General features: G+C 69.7%; 15 protein-coding genes. 3 read left to right on the top strand and 12 right to left on the bottom strand.

Annotated features, from left to right (window positions below; genetic code table 11):
- Positions 1–32: 32 nt before the first annotated feature.
- From prcB to arc, 5 genes are all read right to left on the bottom strand, one after another.
- Entirely contained in the window at positions 33–878 is an 846-nt protein-coding gene (gene prcB, locus RM609_RS19840; RefSeq protein ID WP_311612658.1) for a proteasome subunit beta, read from the bottom strand.
- Positions 830–1261 carry an endonuclease VII domain-containing protein gene (locus tag RM609_RS19835; protein WP_311612656.1) on the bottom strand — a complete coding sequence of 144 codons (432 nt, stop codon included), beginning with the start codon at positions 1259–1261 and terminating at the stop codon, positions 830–832. The genes prcB and RM609_RS19835 overlap by 49 nt, the downstream gene beginning before the upstream one ends.
- A 202-nt stretch (positions 1262–1463) precedes the next feature.
- Positions 1464–1682 (bottom strand): ubiquitin-like protein Pup, encoded by a 219-nt coding sequence (locus tag RM609_RS19830; protein ID WP_311612654.1) that lies wholly within the window; start codon positions 1680–1682, stop codon positions 1464–1466.
- Positions 1683–1843: 161 nt separating this feature from the next.
- Positions 1844–3355, bottom strand: coding sequence for a depupylase/deamidase Dop (dop, locus tag RM609_RS19825; RefSeq protein ID WP_311612652.1), 1512 nt, complete (start codon positions 3353–3355; stop codon positions 1844–1846).
- A gap of 321 nt (positions 3356–3676) precedes the next feature.
- On the bottom strand, positions 3677–5443 hold the full coding sequence (gene arc, locus RM609_RS19820) for a proteasome ATPase (RefSeq protein ID WP_311612650.1): 1767 nt from the start codon (positions 5441–5443) through the stop codon (positions 3677–3679).
- A 242-nt stretch (positions 5444–5685) separates the two neighbouring features.
- Between arc and RM609_RS19815 the strand changes: the two genes are divergently transcribed.
- Positions 5686–5973 carry a ferredoxin gene (locus RM609_RS19815; protein ID WP_311612647.1) on the top strand — a complete coding sequence of 96 codons (288 nt, stop codon included), beginning with the start codon at positions 5686–5688 and terminating at the stop codon, positions 5971–5973.
- Between the two features lie 24 nt (positions 5974–5997).
- On the opposite strand, the gene RM609_RS19810 is transcribed toward RM609_RS19815, so the two are convergent.
- The 3 genes from RM609_RS19810 to RM609_RS19800 form a co-directional block, all read right to left on the bottom strand.
- Positions 5998–6597 (bottom strand): hypothetical protein, encoded by a 600-nt coding sequence (locus RM609_RS19810; protein ID WP_311612646.1) that lies wholly within the window; start codon positions 6595–6597, stop codon positions 5998–6000.
- 178 nt (positions 6598–6775) lie between these two features.
- Positions 6776–7663 (bottom strand): tRNA (adenine-N1)-methyltransferase, encoded by an 888-nt coding sequence (locus RM609_RS19805; RefSeq protein ID WP_311612644.1) that lies wholly within the window; start codon positions 7661–7663, stop codon positions 6776–6778.
- Between the two features lie 75 nt (positions 7664–7738).
- A complete protein-coding gene (locus RM609_RS19800; protein ID WP_311612643.1) occupies positions 7739–8968 on the bottom strand; it encodes a site-2 protease family protein in 1230 nt (409 codons plus the stop codon).
- Positions 8969–9093: 125 nt separating this feature from the next.
- On the opposite strand from RM609_RS19800, the gene RM609_RS19795 reads away from it, so the two are divergent.
- Positions 9094–10035: a RecB family exonuclease gene (locus RM609_RS19795; RefSeq protein WP_311612641.1), complete on the top strand. Its 942-nt coding sequence runs from the start codon at positions 9094–9096 to the stop codon at positions 10033–10035.
- Positions 10036–10050: 15 nt separating this feature from the next.
- Entirely contained in the window at positions 10051–10722 is a 672-nt protein-coding gene (locus RM609_RS19790) for a response regulator (RefSeq protein WP_126913439.1), read from the top strand.
- 111 nt (positions 10723–10833) lie between these two features.
- Here the strand turns inward: RM609_RS19790 and RM609_RS19785 are convergent, their stop codons facing one another.
- The 4 genes from RM609_RS19785 to RM609_RS19770 form a co-directional block, all read right to left on the bottom strand.
- Positions 10834–12426 (bottom strand): ABC transporter substrate-binding protein, encoded by a 1593-nt coding sequence (locus RM609_RS19785; protein WP_311612639.1) that lies wholly within the window; start codon positions 12424–12426, stop codon positions 10834–10836.
- A 138-nt stretch (positions 12427–12564) separates the two neighbouring features.
- The gene (locus RM609_RS19780) at positions 12565–14160 is read right to left on the bottom strand and encodes an ABC transporter substrate-binding protein (protein ID WP_311612638.1); all 1596 of its coding nucleotides are present in this window, start codon (positions 14158–14160) and stop codon (positions 12565–12567) included.
- 423 nt (positions 14161–14583) lie between these two features.
- Positions 14584–15276 carry an HAD family hydrolase gene (locus RM609_RS19775; RefSeq protein ID WP_311612636.1) on the bottom strand — a complete coding sequence of 231 codons (693 nt, stop codon included), beginning with the start codon at positions 15274–15276 and terminating at the stop codon, positions 14584–14586.
- Between the two features lie 188 nt (positions 15277–15464).
- On the bottom strand, positions 15465–16520 hold the full coding sequence (locus RM609_RS19770) for a PAC2 family protein (RefSeq protein WP_311612634.1): 1056 nt from the start codon (positions 16518–16520) through the stop codon (positions 15465–15467).
- Positions 16521–16563: the final 43 nt, after the last annotated feature.

Raw genomic sequence — 16563 nt, 5'->3', positions numbered from 1 at the left:
GACATCGGAAGCTCGGAGGGTCGCTCAGAGGGTCACAGCAGAGCGGCCCGCGGGCCGTCCGGCTCCTCGAGCCGGCGCTCGTGGACGGCGCGGACGATCTCCGAGCACTCCGCCTCGGTGAGCTTCCGGAGTCCCTCGTCGGTGATGACGATGACGATCGGGTAGATGCGGCGCGCGAGATCGGGACCGCCGGTCGCGGAGTCGTCATCGGCGGCGTCGTAGAGCGACTGGACGACGAGCGTGGCGGCCTGCCCCTCCGTGAGGTCTTCACGGAACAGCTTCTTCAGCGAACCGCGCGCGAACAGCGAGCCGGAGCCCGTGGCCGCGAAGCCGTGCTCCTCGGAGCGCCCGCCGGTGACGTCGTAGGAGAAGATGCGGCCCTTCTGCCGGTCCACGTCCCAGCCGGCGAAGAGCGGCACCACGGCCAGGCCCTGCATGGCCATGCCGAGGTTGCTGCGGATCATCGTCGACAGGCGGTTCGCCTTGCCCTCCAGGGAGAGCGAGACCCCTTCGACCTTCTCGAAGTGCTCCAGCTCCAGCTGGAAGAGCTTGACCATCTCCACTGCCAGCCCGGCCGTGCCGGCGATGCCCACGGCCGAGTAGTCGTCGGCCGGGAAGACCTTCTCGATGTCCCGCTGCGCGATGACATTGCCCATCGTGGCCCGGCGGTCACCGGCCAGCACCACTCCCCCGGGGAACGACGCGGCGACGATCGTGGTGCCGTGCGGGATCTCCAGCGTGCCCTGCACAGCGGGCAGCTGGCGGTTGCGCGGCAGCATCTCGGGCTGGTGCGCGGCGAGGAAGTCCATGAACGAGGACGACCCGGGCGTCAGGAAGGCAGCCGGTAGACGCCCGATGCTACGAGGGTTGGCTTCCACACGTTTCCTTCCAGGTAATCGGCTGCACGCCTGGCGGCGTCCGGCCGGTCTTTGAGTTGGCCCAGCGCTGCGTTGCAGCTGAAGCACAGTACGCCACGCACAGCACCCGTTTCGTGATCATGATCCACATGCTCCGGACGAGCAGCAAGGCAGATCGCACATACTCCACCCTGCTGTTCCATCAGGGCCTGTAGCTCCTCCTGGGTGAGACCGTACTTACGACGGAAGTAGCTGTCGCGATTCCGGCGCGCCCTGCACTCACGGCAGTAGCTCGACCATCCGTCCGAAGACGTCTTGTTCCGTTCCCATTCGCCATGCGGCTTGATCTGCTCACAGTCCGGGCAGCGCTTGTGCCCGAGCGGCACCAGCACCTTGGCGCGCACCGTACGCCCCTTCGCCTCCTGACGTAGCCGGTAACCCTCCGCCTGACACTCCCGGCACTGACTCTGGAGCCCGTCCTTCAACTGCCTGTGGATCGCGAAGGCCGCTCGCGGCTTGCGCTCGCCACACCGCGAGCAGCGCTTCGCTTGTTGTGCGTCAGTCACTCCCCCACCCCTTCACCTTCAGTTCGAAGGTAAAAGGCCCCTACTGGCCACCTTTTTGCACGAACGACCTCACGAAATCCTCAGCATTCTCTTCCAAGACATCATCGATTTCGTCCAGCACGGAGTCCACGTCGTCCGACAGCTTCTCCTGGCGCTCCTTGAGGTCCTCGGATGCCTGCGCGTCCTGCGCCTGCTCCTCGACCTCCTCCGTCGCACGCGTGGCCTTCTGCTGTCCGCCGCCGGTGTCCTTGGTCGCCATACCCCTCACCCCGCTCGGTTTCGACGTACACGTACACGAGACGTTCAAGATCCGACCCTACAAGCAGGGTCGGGGATCGGCCCTGCACTTGCTACAACGTCCCGGAGCCACCGGGATGATTCCCGTTTCCCCCGGCCCTTAAGACCCCGCCGGGGCCCCGCTCAGCCGCCGGACAGCACCCGTACCAGTTCCTCGGCCGTGCGGCAGCGGTCCAGGAGCTCCTTGACGTGGTTGCGGGTGCCGCGCAGCGGCTCCAGGGTGGGGACGCGCTGGAGGGAGTCACGGCCCGGCAGGTCGAAGATCACCGAGTCCCAGGAGGCGGCGGCCACGTCGTCCGCGTACTGCTCCAGGCAGCGGCCCCGGAAGTAGGCCCGGGTGTCCTCGGGCGGGGCGGTGCGGGCGCGGGCCACCTCGGCCTCGTCCAGCAGCCTGCGCATCTTCCCCCGGGCCGCGAGCCGGTTGTACAGGCCCTTGTCGGCGCGCACGTCCGCGTACTGGAGGTCCACCAGCTGCAGCCGGGCCGCGTCCCAGCCCAGGCCGTCGCGGCGGCGGTAGCCCTCCAGCAGCTCCAGCTTGGCCACCCAGTCCAGCTCCCCGGCCAGGCTCATCGGGTCCCGCTCCAGCCGGCCCAGGACGTCCTCCCAGCGGGAGAGGACGTCCTTGGTCTGCTCGTCGGCGTCCACACCGAAGCGGTCCTCGACGTATTTGCGGGCCAGCTCGAAGTACTCCATCTGGAGCTGGACGGCCGTGAGCGTCCGGCCGCTGCGCAGCGTGACCAGTCGGCGCAGCGAGGGGTCGTGGCTGATCCGGTGGAGGGTGCGGACGGGCTGGTCGACGGCGAGGTCGGCGGCGATGAAGCCGTCCTCGATCATGGAGAGCACCAGGGCGGTGGTGCCGAGCTTGAGATAGGTGGAGATCTCGGAGAGGTTGGCGTCGCCGATGATCACGTGGAGGCGGCGGTATTTCTCGGCGTCGGCGTGGGGTTCGTCGCGGGTGTTGATGATGGGCCGCTTGAGGGTGGTCTCCAGGCCCACCTCGACCTCGAAGTAGTCCGCGCGCTGGCTGATCTGGAAGCCGTGTTCGTGGCCGTCCTGGCCGATGCCCACGCGGCCCGCGCCGGTGACGACCTGGCGGGAGACGAAGAAGGGGGTCAGGTGGCGCACGATGTCCGAGAAGGGGGTCTCCCGCTTCATCAGGTAGTTCTCATGGGTGCCGTAGGAGGCGCCCTTGTTGTCGGTGTTGTTCTTGTAGAGGTGGATGGGCTGGGCGCCGGGCAGCTGGGCGGCGCGCTCGGCCGCCTCCGCCATGATGCGCTCGCCCGCCTTGTCCCACAGGACGGCGTCCCGGGGGTTGGTGATCTCCGGTGAGCTGTATTCCGGGTGGGCGTGGTCCACGTAGAGCCGGGCGCCATTGGTGAGGATGACATTGGCCAGGCCGATGTCCTCGTCGGTGAGCTGGCTGGCGTCCGCGGCCTCGCGGGCGAGGTCGAAGCCACGGGCGTCCCGCAGCGGGTTCTCCTCCTCGAAGTCCCAGCGGGCACGGCGTGCCCGGTGCATCGCGGCCGCGTAGGCGTTGACGATCTGGGACGAGGTGAGCATGGCATTGGCGTTCGGGTGACCGGGGACGGAGATCCCGTACTCCGTCTCGATGCCCATTACTCGCCGTACGGTCATGCGGCCCTCCTTGCCCGGCGGCGCCCCCGGGTGGGGTCGGCGCTCCAAGTACCGCTGCGCTTCCGGTCCGTGTACGGTCCCCGATCCCCCACTGCGCTTCGCGGTGGTACCGAAGAGCCTAGAACGGCTTTGCGGCGCTGGGGAGATCATTACAGTCATTGCTCGGGTTGGTGCCCCGCGCGGACGGCGGCATGGTCGGCGTCCCACGAGTGGTGCAACGCGTGGTGCAAAACGCGTCCGGCTGCGGACGCCCCCTCCCTCCCCCGCCGGATCGGGCGGGGGAGGCACAGCAACAGGGACATCCGCAGCCGGACGGCGGTGTTACAGATACTGGCCGGTATTGGCCACGGTGTCGATGGAGCGGCCGGTGTCCGCGCCCTGCTTTCCGGTGACGAGGGTGCGGATGAAGACGATCCGCTCGCCCTTCTTTCCGGAGATCCGGGCCCAGTCGTCCGGGTTGGTGGTGTTGGGCAGGTCCTCGTTCTCCTTGAACTCGTCCACGCAGGCGGCGAGCAGGTGGGAGACGCGCAGGCCCTTCTGGTTGTGGTCCAGGAAGGCCTTGATGGCCATTTTCTTGGCCCGGTCCACGATGTTCTGGATCATCGCTCCGGAGTTGAAGTCCTTGAAGTAGAGGACTTCCTTGTCACCGTTGGCATAGGTGACCTCCAGGAAGCGGTTCTCCTCGGATTCGGCGTACATCTGCTCGACGACCGACTGGATCATGCCCCCGACCGTGACCTTGGCGTCCCCGCCGTGCTCGGCGAGGTCGTCGGCGTGCAGTGGCAGGGTCTCGGTCAGGTACTTCGAGAAGATGTCCTTGGCGGCCTCCGCGTCCGGACGCTCGATCTTGATCTTCACATCGAGGCGGCCGGGGCGCAGGATCGCGGGGTCGATCATGTCCTCGCGGTTGGAGGCGCCGATGACGATGACGTTCTCCAGGCCCTCGACGCCGTCGATCTCGGAGAGCAGCTGGGGGACGATGGTGTTCTCCACGTCCGAGCTGACGCCGGAGCCGCGGGTGCGGAAGAGGGAGTCCATCTCGTCGAAGAAGACGATCACGGGGGTGCCCTCGCCGGCCTTCTCCCTGGCCCGCTGGAAGATCAGCCGGATGTGCCGCTCGGTCTCGCCGACGTACTTGTTGAGCAGCTCGGGGCCCTTGATGTTGAGGAAGAAGCTCTTCCCCGCGGGCTTTCCGGTGACCTCGGCGACCTTCTTGGCAAGGGAGTTGGCGACGGCCTTGGCGATGAGCGTCTTGCCGCAGCCGGGGGGGCCGTAGAGCAGGACGCCCTTGGGCGGCCGCAGTTCGTGCTCCTTGAAGAGGTCGGGGTAGAGGTAGGGGAGCTCGACGGCGTCGCGGATCAGCTCGATCTGGTTGCCCAGGCCGCCGATCTTCGTGTAGTCGATGTCCGGGACCTCTTCGAGGACGAGCTCCTCGACCTCGCTCTTGGGGATGACCTCGTAGACGTAGCCGGAGCGGGTCTCGAGCAGCAGGGCGTCGCCGGGGCGGATGGTGGTGTCCAGCAGGGGCTCGGCGAGCCTCACCACCCGCTCCTCGTCGGTGTGCCCGATGACCAGGGCGCGTTCGCCGTCCTCCAGGATCTCCTTGAGGGTGACGATGTCGCCGTGGCGCTCGAAGGCCATGGCGTCGACGATGTTGAGCGCCTCGTTGAGCATGACCTCCTGTCCGGGCCGGAGGTCCTCGACGTCAATGCTCGGGGAGGCGTTCACCCGGAGCTTGCGGCCGCCGGTGAAGATGTCGGCCGTGCCGTCCTCGTTGCCCTGAAGGAAGACCCCGAAGCCGGCCGGGGGCTGGGCCAGGCGGTCGACCTCCTCCTTGAGGGCCACGATCTGGTCGCGGGCCTCACGGAGGGTGTTCGCGAGCCGTTCGTTCTGCGCGGACACGCCGGCCAGGTTCGTCTGGAGCTCGACGATCCGCTCTTCGAGAATCCTCGTGTGACGCGGAGAGTCGGCGAGCTTGCGTCGCAGGACGGCGATCTCCTGCTCGAGATAGGCAACCTGGCCCGCGGGGTCGTCAGACCCTCGTCCCGGCCGGATGCCGCGGTTCATGTCGTCGTCGTGGGCTGCCACGGTCCTCACCTCCTCCAAGGGGAGCTGGACGCTTCCTGACCCTACCTGGGCCGGTGCAGGTTGAAACCCCTAGATCACAAACCCGGTCGGAGTGTGTCCGATCTTCACCCTTGCGCACGTCCTCACGTGAGGGGGATACCCACCCATCAACATCGGAAAGCGGGCGGTTGTATCGTCGACTCGGTCAACACCCGTCAGTGCTGGCTCCAATTGATTCACGAACGCAGGAAACGGCAGGCGAGATGACCGTGCAGGAAGAAGAGCTCGAAGTCTGGATCGACCAGGACCTCTGCACCGGCGACGGCATCTGCGCCCAGTACGCCCCCGAGGTCTTCGAGCTCGACATCGACGGTCTCGCCTATGTGAAGTCCGCCGACGACGAGCTCCTCCAGGACAAGGGTGCCACCACCCCCGTGCCGCTGACGCTGCTGAACGACGTCCGCGACTCGGCGAAGGAGTGCCCCGGCGACTGCATTCACGTGCGCCGCGTCTCCGACAAGGTCGAGGTCTTCGGCCCGGACGCCGAATAACGGATCGTCACCCCATGTGACGGATCAGACGCTCTCGGCGACCGGCAGGGCCGTGAGGACGAACTCGCCGTCCCTCCAGTGCCACTTGACCGCCCTGCGCAGGTCCGGGCAGCAGCGCGGTACGCCTGCGCGGGAGTAGCCGAGCAGAGTGGCCGAAACCGTACGGCCGGTCGCGTCGAGGCCGGTGACGCTCACCCCCTCCTTGGGGTCCACCAGGGTCGCCACGACCCGGGGCGCCCCGCCCTGTGCGGCCGGTGCCGCGAGGACGTACACCCCGCTGGGCCGGGTGCCCGCCCCGGAGCCGCAGCGCACCTCGACGGCCGTCTCGGGCCGCCCGTCGCCGTCCAGGTCGGAGGTGGCCCGACGGACCACCTCCGGGCGGAAGGGGCCGCAGTCGACCGGGTAGCGCGCCGCGCCCGGGTCCGGGGCGGCGGCGGGCGGGCCCGCCGGCATCCTCGCGGGGGCCGTGGCCCCGGCCGTGGCGTCGCCGGGGCCGGCCAGGGCGGCGCCCAGGATCACCGCGCCCAGCGCGGCGGCGGTGGCCAGCCAGTGCGCGGGGCGGGACCGGGTGTGCGGGAGGGGAGCGGGGGCGTCGGGACGGTCGGGACCTGCCGGGGGCTGCACGCGCGCTGACTCCTGCCGAAGGCTGCGGGGACCGGGATCGTCCGCATCGTGCCACACGACCGTGGGCCGGTGAACGGCGGGCGGGGCCCAGAGGATCACCCAACGCACGTGCGCCGCCGCCGAGTTCCGCGGGAGCGGAGCACGGCGGCGGCGCACTGGTGGTTCGTACGGGGGCGGGTCAGCCCTTGTTGGGGCCCTCGTAGTCGTCGCCGTAGGCGCCCTTGGCGGGGCGGCGGCGGCGCATCGGGGGCTCCACGCCGTCGGCGAGGCGACGGGCGGTGACGAGGAAGCCGGTGTGGCCGATCATCCGGTGGTCGGGGCGGACCGCCAGGCCCTCCACGTGCCAGTTGCGGATCATCGACTCCCAGGGCTGCGGCTCGGCGAAGCAGCCGATCTCGCGGATGGACTCCACGGTCCGCGCCAGCTGGGTGGTGGTCGCCACGTAGCAGCAGAGGATGCCGCCGGGGACGAGCGCCTTGGAGACGGCCTCCAGGCACTCCCAGGGAGCGAGCATGTCGAGGATCACGCGGTCGACGTCCGTGTCGGACAGATTGTCCTGGAGGTCGCCGACGGTCAGCTGCCACGCGGGGTGCGGGCCGCCGAAGTAGCGCTCGACGTTCGCCTTCGCGATCTCGGCGAAGTCCTCACGGCGCTCGTAGGAGTGCAGCATGCCCTGATCGCCGATGGCGCGCAGCAGGAAGCTGCTGAGCGAGCCGGAGCCCACTCCCGCCTCGACGACGCGCGCGCCGGCGAAGATGTCGGCGAAGGCCAGGATCTGCCCCGCGTCCTTGGGGTAGACCACGGCGGCGCCGCGGGGCATGGACAGGACGTAGTCGGGGAGCAGGGGACGCAGCGCGAGGTACGCGACGTTCCCCGTGGTGCGGACAACACTGCCCTCGGGAGCGCCGATCAGCTCGTCGTGGGGGAAGGAACCCTTGTGGGTGTGGAAATTCTTCCCGGCCTCGAGCGTGAACGTGTAATGGCGACCCTTGGGGTCGGTGAGCTGGACCTGGTCCCCGACCTGGAAGGGCCCGCGACGGCGGGCGGCACCGGTCGGTTCGGACATGTGACCAGCGTACCGGTTGCCCTGCGGGCCGCCGACCACACATGGTCGCTTCCCCGGGGCTCCGCCCCGGATCCGCTACGACGTGGGCCTGGCCATCGCCGCCACGAACGCGCGTTCCACGTCCGCCGCCGACAGCACCCCGTAGACCTCCCCCGTGTCCTCGACCACCAGGTACTCGGACGCCGGTGTGGCCCGGAGCACCTCCAGGAGCTCCTCGCCCGAGAGGTCGGCGGAGAGCCGTGTGCCGTCGGTGAGGTCCTGGGCGAGCGAGCCGGTGGCTACCCAGGGGCGGCGGTGCTCGGGGACGCCGCCGATGGCGGCCTCGCGGACCAGCGCCCTGGGGGTGCCCTGGCCGTCGACGACGACGAGGGCGCGGGCCCCCGCCTCGTTGGCCCGGCGCAGGGCCTCGGACAGCGGTGTGGCGGCCTCGACGGGCACGGCGCGCCGGGTGAGCGTGCGGGCGCGCAGCTCGGGGAGGTGTTCGCGCAGCCGGGCCATGCGGAGGCTGTTCCCGGCGCCGGTCCAGATGATCGCGGCGAGGATCGCGGCCAGCAGGGCGTCGGTGAGGGTGTCCATGCCGCCGAGGTCCTCGGTGTCGCCGCCGTGGGTGAGCAGGGGCAGGCCCACGAGGACGGCGACGGCGAGGGCGCGGCCCACCCAGGCGGCGGCGACGGTGCCGGTCATGGGCTTGCCGCTGATCTTCCAGACGACGGCGCGGAGCATCCGGCCGCCGTCGAGGGGCAGGCCGGGGAGCAGGTTGAAGGCGGCGACCAGGAGGTTGGAGATCATGAGTCCGGCGAGCAGCACACCGGGCACGGTGCCGGGCTCGACGGCGAGCATGGCGAGGTAGAAGACGCCCGCGAGGATCAGGGAGAGCAGCGGGCCGACGAAGGCCAGGACGAATTCGCGGCCGGGGGTCTCGCTCTCCTTCTCGATCTCGGAGACGCCGCCGAAGAACTGGAGCTGGATGCGGCGCACGGGGAGCTTGAAGCGCAGGGCCGCGACCGTGTGGGCGAGCTCGTGGACGAGCACGGAGGCGTAGAAGGCGACGGCGAAGAACAGGGCGACCAGGTAGCGGACGCCGCCGAGCTCGGGCAGGACGCGGTCGAGCTGGCCGCCGAAGACCCAGGTGATCAGCGCGGCGACGAGGAACCAGCTGGGGGCGACGTAAACGGGCACGCCGAAGGGGCGGCCCATGAGGATCCCGCCGCCCGTCTCCGGCGGGCGCTGCGGCTTGCGGTCCCCGGGCCCGGCCCCGTGGCCGGCGCCCCCCGCGCCGGAATGGCCCTGCCCGCTGTCGTCCACGGTGTCCCCTCGTCCCGTCCGGCCCTGGTCCGGAGCCGGTGTGTTCTCCCGATCATGCAGTGTGATGGGGCTTACCGTCGATGGTATGCGGCCGACTGTCGGTGACGGGCCGTAGGGTCTGTGTCATGGATACCGCCTCCGAGAACCCCGCCGGGCGGGCCGGCGCCGCCCGGCCGGCCTCGCTGTCGCCGTCCCGTGCGGCCGATTTCATGCAGTGCCCGCTGCTCTACCGCTTCCGGGTGATCGACCGGCTGCCGGAGAAGCCCAGCTCGGCCGCCACCCGGGGCACGGTGGTGCACGCGGTGCTGGAGCGGCTCTTCGACGCCCCGGCGGCCGAGCGCACGGTCCCCCGGGCCCGGGATCTGGTGCCGGGCGAGTGGGAGCGGCTGCTGGCGGCGAAGCCGGAGCTGGCGGAGCTGTTCCTGCGGGAGGACGGCTCGCACGACGCGGACCGGCTGGGTACGTGGCTGGCGGACGCGGAGCGGCTGGTCGAGCGCTGGTTCACGCTGGAGGACCCGACGCGGCTGGAGCCGGCCGAGCGGGAGCTGTTCGTGGAGACGGTGCTGGAGGACGCGGGGCCGTCGGGCCTGAAGCTGCGCGGCATCGTCGACCGGGTGGACGTGACGCCGGCCGGTGATGTGCGGATCGTGGACTACAAGACGGGCAAGGCCCCGGCCCCGCGGTTCCGGGAGACGCCGCTGTTCCAGATGATGTTCTACGCCCTGGTGATCTGGCGGCTGCGCGGGCGGATCCCGCGCCGGCTCCAGCTGGTCTACCTGGGCAGCGGCGATGTGCTGACGTACGACCCGGTGGAGGCGGAGCTGCTGGCGGTGGAGCGCAAGCTGCGCGCCCTGTGGGAGGCGATCTCGCTGGCCACGGAGACGGGCGACTGGCGGCCGCGGCCCACCAAGCTGTGCGGCTGGTGCGACCACCAGGCGGTGTGCCCGGAGTTCGGCGGCACTCCCCCGCCGTATCCGCTGCCCGTCGTCCCGGCACCGCGGGCGGCGGAGGGCGATGGTCCCGCTGCCCCGGCGGACAGTGCTCAGGGCAGAATGGACGAGGTCTAACGAAGGAGTGTTCCTGTGGCGATCCGCGTCCTATTGGTCGACGACCAGCCGCTGCTGCGCACCGGCTTCCGCATGATCCTGGAGGCCGAGCAGGACCTCGCGGTCGTCGGGGAGGCCGGGGACGGTCTGCAGGCGCTGGAGCAGGTGCGGGCGCTTCAGCCCGATGTGGTGCTGATGGACATCCGGATGCCCCGTATGGACGGTGTCGAGGCCACCCGGCAGATCACCGGTCCCGAGCGGAACGGCCCGGCGAAGGTGCTGGTGCTGACCACGTTCGATCTGGACGAGTACGTGGTGGAGGCGCTGCGGGCGGGGGCCAGCGGCTTCCTGCTGAAGGACGCGCCCGCCCATGAGCTCGTCCAGGCGATCCGGGTGGTGGCGGGCGGCGAGGCCATGCTGGCGCCGAGCATCACGCGCCGGCTGCTGGACAAGTACGCCGGGCATCTGCCGTCGGGCGAGGAGCCGCTGCCGGACACCCTCCACACGCTGACGGACCGCGAGGTCGAGGTCCTGAAGCTGGTGGCCCGGGGGCTGTCGAACGCGGAGATCGCCGCGGATCTGTTCGTCAGCGAGACGACGGTCAAGACGCATGTGGGCCATGTGCTGACGAAGCTGGGCCTGCGCGACCGGGTGCAGGCCGCGGTCTACGCCTACGAGAGCGGTCTGGTGCGCCCCGGCGCCCAGTGAGCGCGGCGGCCCGCCCCGGTGAACGCGGCGGCCGCCCTGCGAGGCATACGGAAGCGCCCCGGTGCACGATCCTCTCGTGCACCGGGGCGCTTCGTTTGCGCGTGGGGCGGGTCAGCCCTTGCCGCCCTTGCTGATCTCCCAGAAACGGAAGACGGTCGAGGAGTCGAGGGTCCACTGGAGACCGGAGATCCGCTCGTTGGCGACGGCGTACTGCTTGCCCTGCCACAGCGGGAGGACGGGGACGTCCTGGGCCACGGCGTTCTGGAGCTTGGTGAAGTCGCTGACGGTCGCCGCGCGGCTGCCCTGGGCGGCGGTGGCCGGCAGGATGCCGGAGATGTCCTTCGACTGGTAGTTGTTGGCGAGGACGTTGTCGTCGCCGAAGAACGGCGCGGTGAAGTTGTCGGGGTCCGGGTAGTCGGGGATCCAGCCCTTGACGTAGACGCCGTACTTGCCGGCCGCGATGTCCTTCTCGTACTGCTCGAAGGGCACGCTCTGGACGTCCGCCTCGAACAACCCGCTGGCGTTCAGCTGGTTGGCGATCTCCTTGAACTCGGCCACGGTGCCCGGGCCGTAACGGACCGGGGTGGCCCACAGGGTGAGCTTCACCTTGCCGCTCACGCCCGCGGAGGCCAGGGCCGCCTTGGCCTTCTCGGGCTGCGGGCGGTCGCCGTAGACGTCGAAGAACGGCGTCTTGTGGCCGGTGATGCCGCTGGGGACGACCGAGTACAGCGGCTCCGCGGTGCGCTTGTAGACGTCGCGGACGAGGGCGCTGCGGTCGACGAGATAGGCGATGGCCTTGCGCACGCCGACCTTGCCGACCACCGGGTCCTTGGTGTTGAAGACCAGGTGCTGGACCTCGGCGCTGTTGCCCTCGACGACCTTGACCGCGCCCTTCTCGCCGGAGGTGGCCTCGAGGTCGGCGAGGTCCTTCGTGGCGAGGCCTCGGTAGGCGAGGTCGATGTCGCCCTTCTGGACGGCGGACTTCAGCTCGTCCTGCTCGCCGTGGAAGAACTTGATGGTCATGCCGCTGTTCTGGACGACGGCGGGGCCCTTGTAGGAGCCGTTGACCTTGAAGACGGCCTTGGACTTGTCGTAGGAGTCCAGCTTGTAGACACCGGAGCCCACGGCCTTGCCGTCGGTGCGGAGCTTGTCCGCCGGGTACTCCTTGTGGTCCACGATCGAGCCGGCGCCGGAGGCTATCTTCAGCGGGAAGGTGGCGTCGGGGCGCTTGAGCTGGAAGACCACGGTCGACTTGTCCGGCGTCTTGACCTCCTTGATGGAGGAGAGCATCGAGGACGCCGGACCGTCCTTGTCGTTGATCTTCAGCGTGCGGCGGAAGGAGAAGGCGACGTCCTCGGAGGTGAGGTCGTCACCGTTGCTGAACTTCAGCCCGTCCTGGAGCTCGCACTGGTAGACGGTGCTGTTCTGGTCCTTGAACTTGCAGCTCTTGGCGGCGTCCGGCTCGGGCGTGGTGCCGCCCTTGGGGAAGCTCATCAGCGACTGGAAGACGTTGTTGAAGAGCAGCCAGGTGCCGGGGTCGTAACCGGAGGCCGGGTCGGTGGTCGTCACCTCGTCCGACATCCCCATGACCACCGACTCCCCGGTGCCGGCCGCCGTGCCGTCGTCCGAACCGCACCCGCTCAGCAGGGCGGCGGCAAGCCCCGCGCCAAGCGGGGCGGCGAGCCACTGGTCACGTTTCCTCACGTGCGCATTCCTCACAGTTCTTGGTTCGCTGACGGGATGTCTTGAGCAGTAACGCGTTCTGTGGAGCAGGTGGAGCTGGTGAAACAGGTGGTGCGTTGGAGCTGTCGGTAATCCGGTGAGACTCCCCGGTGCCCGGCGTTACACGCCGCGCCCGAGCTCCCACGGCTGGAGTTCGGCGGCCGCGTTGAGGGCCCACTCCGCGCCGGTGATCTTGTCCCCGGCCGCGACGTACTGCTTGCCCTGCCAGAGCGGGAGCACCGGGACGTCGTCGGCGACGATGTCCTGGGCCTGCTGGAAGAACCGCGCGGCCGCGTCACGCTGCGAGGACAGCCGGGACTGCGGGATCAGCTCGTTGATGATCTTCGGGTTCTTGTAGGGGGACCCGAGGAAGTTGTCCTTGCCCACGAACGGGTCGACGAAGTTGTCCGGGTCCGGGAAGTCGGGGAACCAGCCGATGCCGTAGACGGCGTACTTGCCCTTGGCGGCCTCGGGGCGGAAGTCCGCCCACTTCACGCCCTGGAGCTTGACGTCGAACAGGCCGCTGGTGTTGAGCTGCTTCTGGAGCGACTTGAAGGACTTCTCGGTGGCCTCGCCGTAGTGGTCCGTGGCGTAGGTGAGGACGAGCGGCACCGCCGAGGTGACGTTGGCGCCGCGCAGGATGGCCTTGGCCTTCTCCACGCTGGGCTCGCCGTACTTGTTGGAGAAGGAGTTCTGGTGGCCGGCGACGCCGGAGGGCACGATCGAGTACAACGGCTCGTTCGTCCGGTGGTAGTCGTCGCGGGTCAGCGCCTGGCGGTCGACGAGCTGGGCCATGGCCTGGCGGACGGCCTTGTTCTTGACCGTCGAGTCGTCGGTGTTGAAGGCCAGGAAGCTGGTCTCGGCGCCGGGGGACTCGTGCAGCCGGACGCCCTTGTCGGCGGCGGTGCGCAGGCGGTCGATCTGCTCGGGCAGCAGGGCCCGGTTGATCACATCGATGTCGCCGTCCTTGAGCGCCTTCTCCATCGACGCGGAGTCGTCGAAGAAGCGCATCTCGACCTTGTCGTTCTGCAGCTTCAGCGGGCCCTGGTAGTCGTCGTTCCGCGTGAAGGTGACCTTGGTGACGCGGTCGTCCTTGACCTCGGTCTTGATCGCGTACGGGCCGGAGCCGACCACCTTGAAGCCGTCGTCCAGCTTGTCCTTGGCGTAGGACTCGCTGTCGACGATGGCCGCGGCGGGGGTGGAAATCTTCTGCGGGAAGGTGGCGTCCGGCGTCTTGAGGTGGAAGACGACCTCTAGCTCGCCGGGGGTCTCGACCTTGTCGATGTTGCTCAGCAGGGAGACCGGGCCGTTCTCGAAGTTGATCGCCCGGGCGCGGTCGATGGAGAACTTGACGTCCTCGGCGGTGAGCGCGTGCCCGTTGGTGAACTTCAGGCCCTTGCGCAGCGTGCAGCGGAACTGCTCGTTGTTGCGGTCCCCGAACGAGCACCTCTCGGCGGCGTCGGCGACCGGCCCGGCGCCCGAGCGCGGCAGGCGCAGCAGCGTCTGGAAGCCGCTGTGGAGGACGTTCCACACACCGACGTCGTACGCGGCGGCCGGGTCGAAGGGCGCGGGCGCGTCGGTGGTCTGCTCGAACCGGTCGGTGGTGCCGATGACGATGGCCTTGTTCCCGCCGGATCCCGCGCTCCCGCCGCAGGCGACGAGTACGGGTGCCAGCAGGCCCGCCACGGTGGGCAGGACCAACGTCTTGCGGTTCATTGTCTGGGGTTCTCCCTGTGGTGCGTTCGGTTGCCCGGACCCTACCGATACCGGATGGGCGGTCATACGGGCAGCCGTGAAGTTCTCGCGAAGAGATTAGTGCGGATGGCCACTGCCGCCGGAACACGATGAAGTCGATGCGATATCACACCGTGATAACGAGAGACGGATGTCCGATATCCGGACGCCGGAACGATTCCGGCACGGGATGATCAATCCGGACACAAGGGTGCGCTTCAGCTCGCACAGAGGCCCTTCCGAGGGCATGCGGAACCCCTCGGAGGGGCTCAGTCCGGTGACCAACGTCACTTCCGGATCGACTTCGGCAGCCGGGTGAATTCGGCCAGCGTATTCGTCACGGAAAACAATCGTTCAAGCGCCCAGAGTTTCTTCACCCGCGAACGGGCCTTGAACGATCCGCGTTCAGACCGTGATCAAACCGCGCAGAAAAGAGAGATCCACTTCTTCCAGGGAGCCCACGACCGTACGGCCCGCGGCGGCCGGGATCGATGCCACCGAGGGCACCGCCACCACCCGGCAGCCCGCCGCCTCGGCGGCGGTCACGCCCGTCATGGTGTCCTCCACCACCGCGCAGCGCGCCGGCTCGGCCCCCAGCCGCGCGGCGGCCAGCAGATACGGGTCCGGGTGCGGCTTGGTGCGCGCCAGCTCGTCGCCGGCGACGGTCAGGGTGAAGTGCTCCGGGCCCAGGCTGTGGAGCACCCGGTCGATGATCTCCCGGTGGGAGGCCGAGACCAGGGCCGTCGGCACCCGGTGGGCGGCCAGCTCGGCGAGCAGCCGCCGGGCGCCCGGCATCAGCGGCACGCCCTGCCCGATCATCTGGGCGAAGCGCGTGTTCAGCAGCGCGCTGAGCTCGGCGAGGGCGATCTTCGCGCCCGTCGCCTTGATCAGGAAGGAGGCGCTGCGCGTCATCGGGCCGCCGACGACCACCTCGCGCCACTCCTCCAGCAACTGGTGGCCGAGCTCGGCGAAGACCGCCGACTCCACCTCCCACCAGAAGCCCTCGGTGTCGACCAGCGTGCCGTCCATGTCGAGCAGGACCGCCTGCAGGGCCGATGGCGCCGAGCGCGTGTCGACCGCGGGAACGCTGCTGGTCATCCGCACACCTCCTGGGGGACGAGAAGGCCGGCCCCCCACCCTCCTCGGGTGGCGAACCGGCCTTCACCGGGCAGACAAGTGTACGGCGGATCATTACGGCGCGTCGCGTCAATAACCCGCGAATTCCTTCGTCGGCCGGGCCTCACGGGCCCGGGAACGGGCGGTGCGCCCCGCCGGGGCCCTGGGCCTCAGCCGTCGCCCTCCGCACCGTCGGTGCCCTCCTCGGGGGCCCCGGCGGCCCCGCCCTCCTCGTCCTTGGCCGAGTCCTTGGCCGGGTCCTTGGCCGAGGGGCGCGGCGGCCGGGTCCGGCCGCTGGCGGTGTCCCGGAGGTACGAGGCGTCCCGGCCGCCCTCGGTGAGCCCCGGCTCGGCCGCGACCCCGCCCACCTGGCCGGGCCCCGGCTGGCCGTCGCGGCGGCGCAGATAGCGCTCGAACTCCCGGGCGATGGCCTCTCCGGAGGCCTCCGGCAGTTCGGCGGTGTCCCGCGCCTCCTCCAGGGACTGGACGTACTCGGCGACCTCGCTGTCCTCGGCCGCCAGCTGGTCGACGCCCAGCTGCCAGGCGCGGGCGTCCTCCGGCAGCTCGCCCTGCGGCACCCGCAGGGCGATCAGGTCCTCCAGGCGGTTGAGGAGCGCCAGGGTGGCCTTGGGGTTGGGCGGCTGGGAGACGTAGTGCGGCACGGCCGCCCAGAGGCTGACCGCGGGGACGCCCGCGTGGGCGCACGCCTCCTGGAGGACGCCGACGATCCCGGTCGGGCCCTCGTAGCGGGACTCCTCCAGATCCAGGGTGCGGGCCAGGTCCGGGTCGGAGGTGACCCCGCTGACCGGTACCGGCCGGGTGTGCGGGGTGTCGCCGAGCAGCGAGCCCAGGATCACCACCATCTCCACGCCCAGCTCGTGGGCGAAGCCCAGGATCTCGTTGCAGAAGGACCGCCAGCGCATGCTCGGCTCGATGCCGCGCACCAGCACGAGATCGCGCGGGGCGCCACCGGAGGCGCGCACCACGGACAGCCGCGTGGTCGGCCAGGTGATCTTACGGATGCCCCCGTCCAGCCAGATCGTGGGCCGGTTGACCTGGAAGTCGTAGTAGTCCTCGGCGTCGAGCGCCGCGAAGACCTCGCCCTTCCACTCCCGGTCCAGGTGCGCCACCGCACTGGATGCGGCGTCACCGGCGTCGTTCCAGCCCTCGAAGGCACAGATCATGACCGGGTCGATCAGCTCGGGAACCCCCTCAAGCTCGATCACCCAGCGCCTCCTTCCGACCGGGGCCCACGGGCGCCGCCCGTGC

This window comes from Streptomyces hesseae (assembly GCF_031845785.1).
GTDB classification, from domain to species: domain Bacteria; phylum Actinomycetota; class Actinomycetes; order Streptomycetales; family Streptomycetaceae; genus Streptomyces; species Streptomyces hesseae.
This window is presented reverse-complemented; position numbering and strand designations above follow the sequence as displayed.

Bases quoted from the DNA above. Each gene is read 5' to 3' on its own strand.
- RM609_RS19775 (WP_311612636.1), bottom strand. From the start codon at position 15,276: ATGACCAGCAGCGTTCCCGCGGTCGACACGCGCTCGGCGCCATCGGCC.
- RM609_RS19795 (WP_311612641.1), top strand. From the start codon at position 9,094: ATGGATACCGCCTCCGAGAACCCCGCCGGGCGGGCCGGCGCCGCCCGG.
- dop (WP_311612652.1), bottom strand. From the start codon at position 3,355: ATGACCGTACGGCGAGTAATGGGCATCGAGACGGAGTACGGGATCTCC.
- RM609_RS19805 (WP_311612644.1), bottom strand. From the start codon at position 7,663: ATGTCCGAACCGACCGGTGCCGCCCGCCGTCGCGGGCCCTTCCAGGTC.
- RM609_RS19830 (WP_311612654.1), bottom strand. From the start codon at position 1,682: ATGGCGACCAAGGACACCGGCGGCGGACAGCAGAAGGCCACGCGTGCG.
- RM609_RS19815 (WP_311612647.1), top strand. From the start codon at position 5,686: ATGACCGTGCAGGAAGAAGAGCTCGAAGTCTGGATCGACCAGGACCTC.
- RM609_RS19780 (WP_311612638.1), bottom strand. From the start codon at position 14,160: ATGAACCGCAAGACGTTGGTCCTGCCCACCGTGGCGGGCCTGCTGGCA.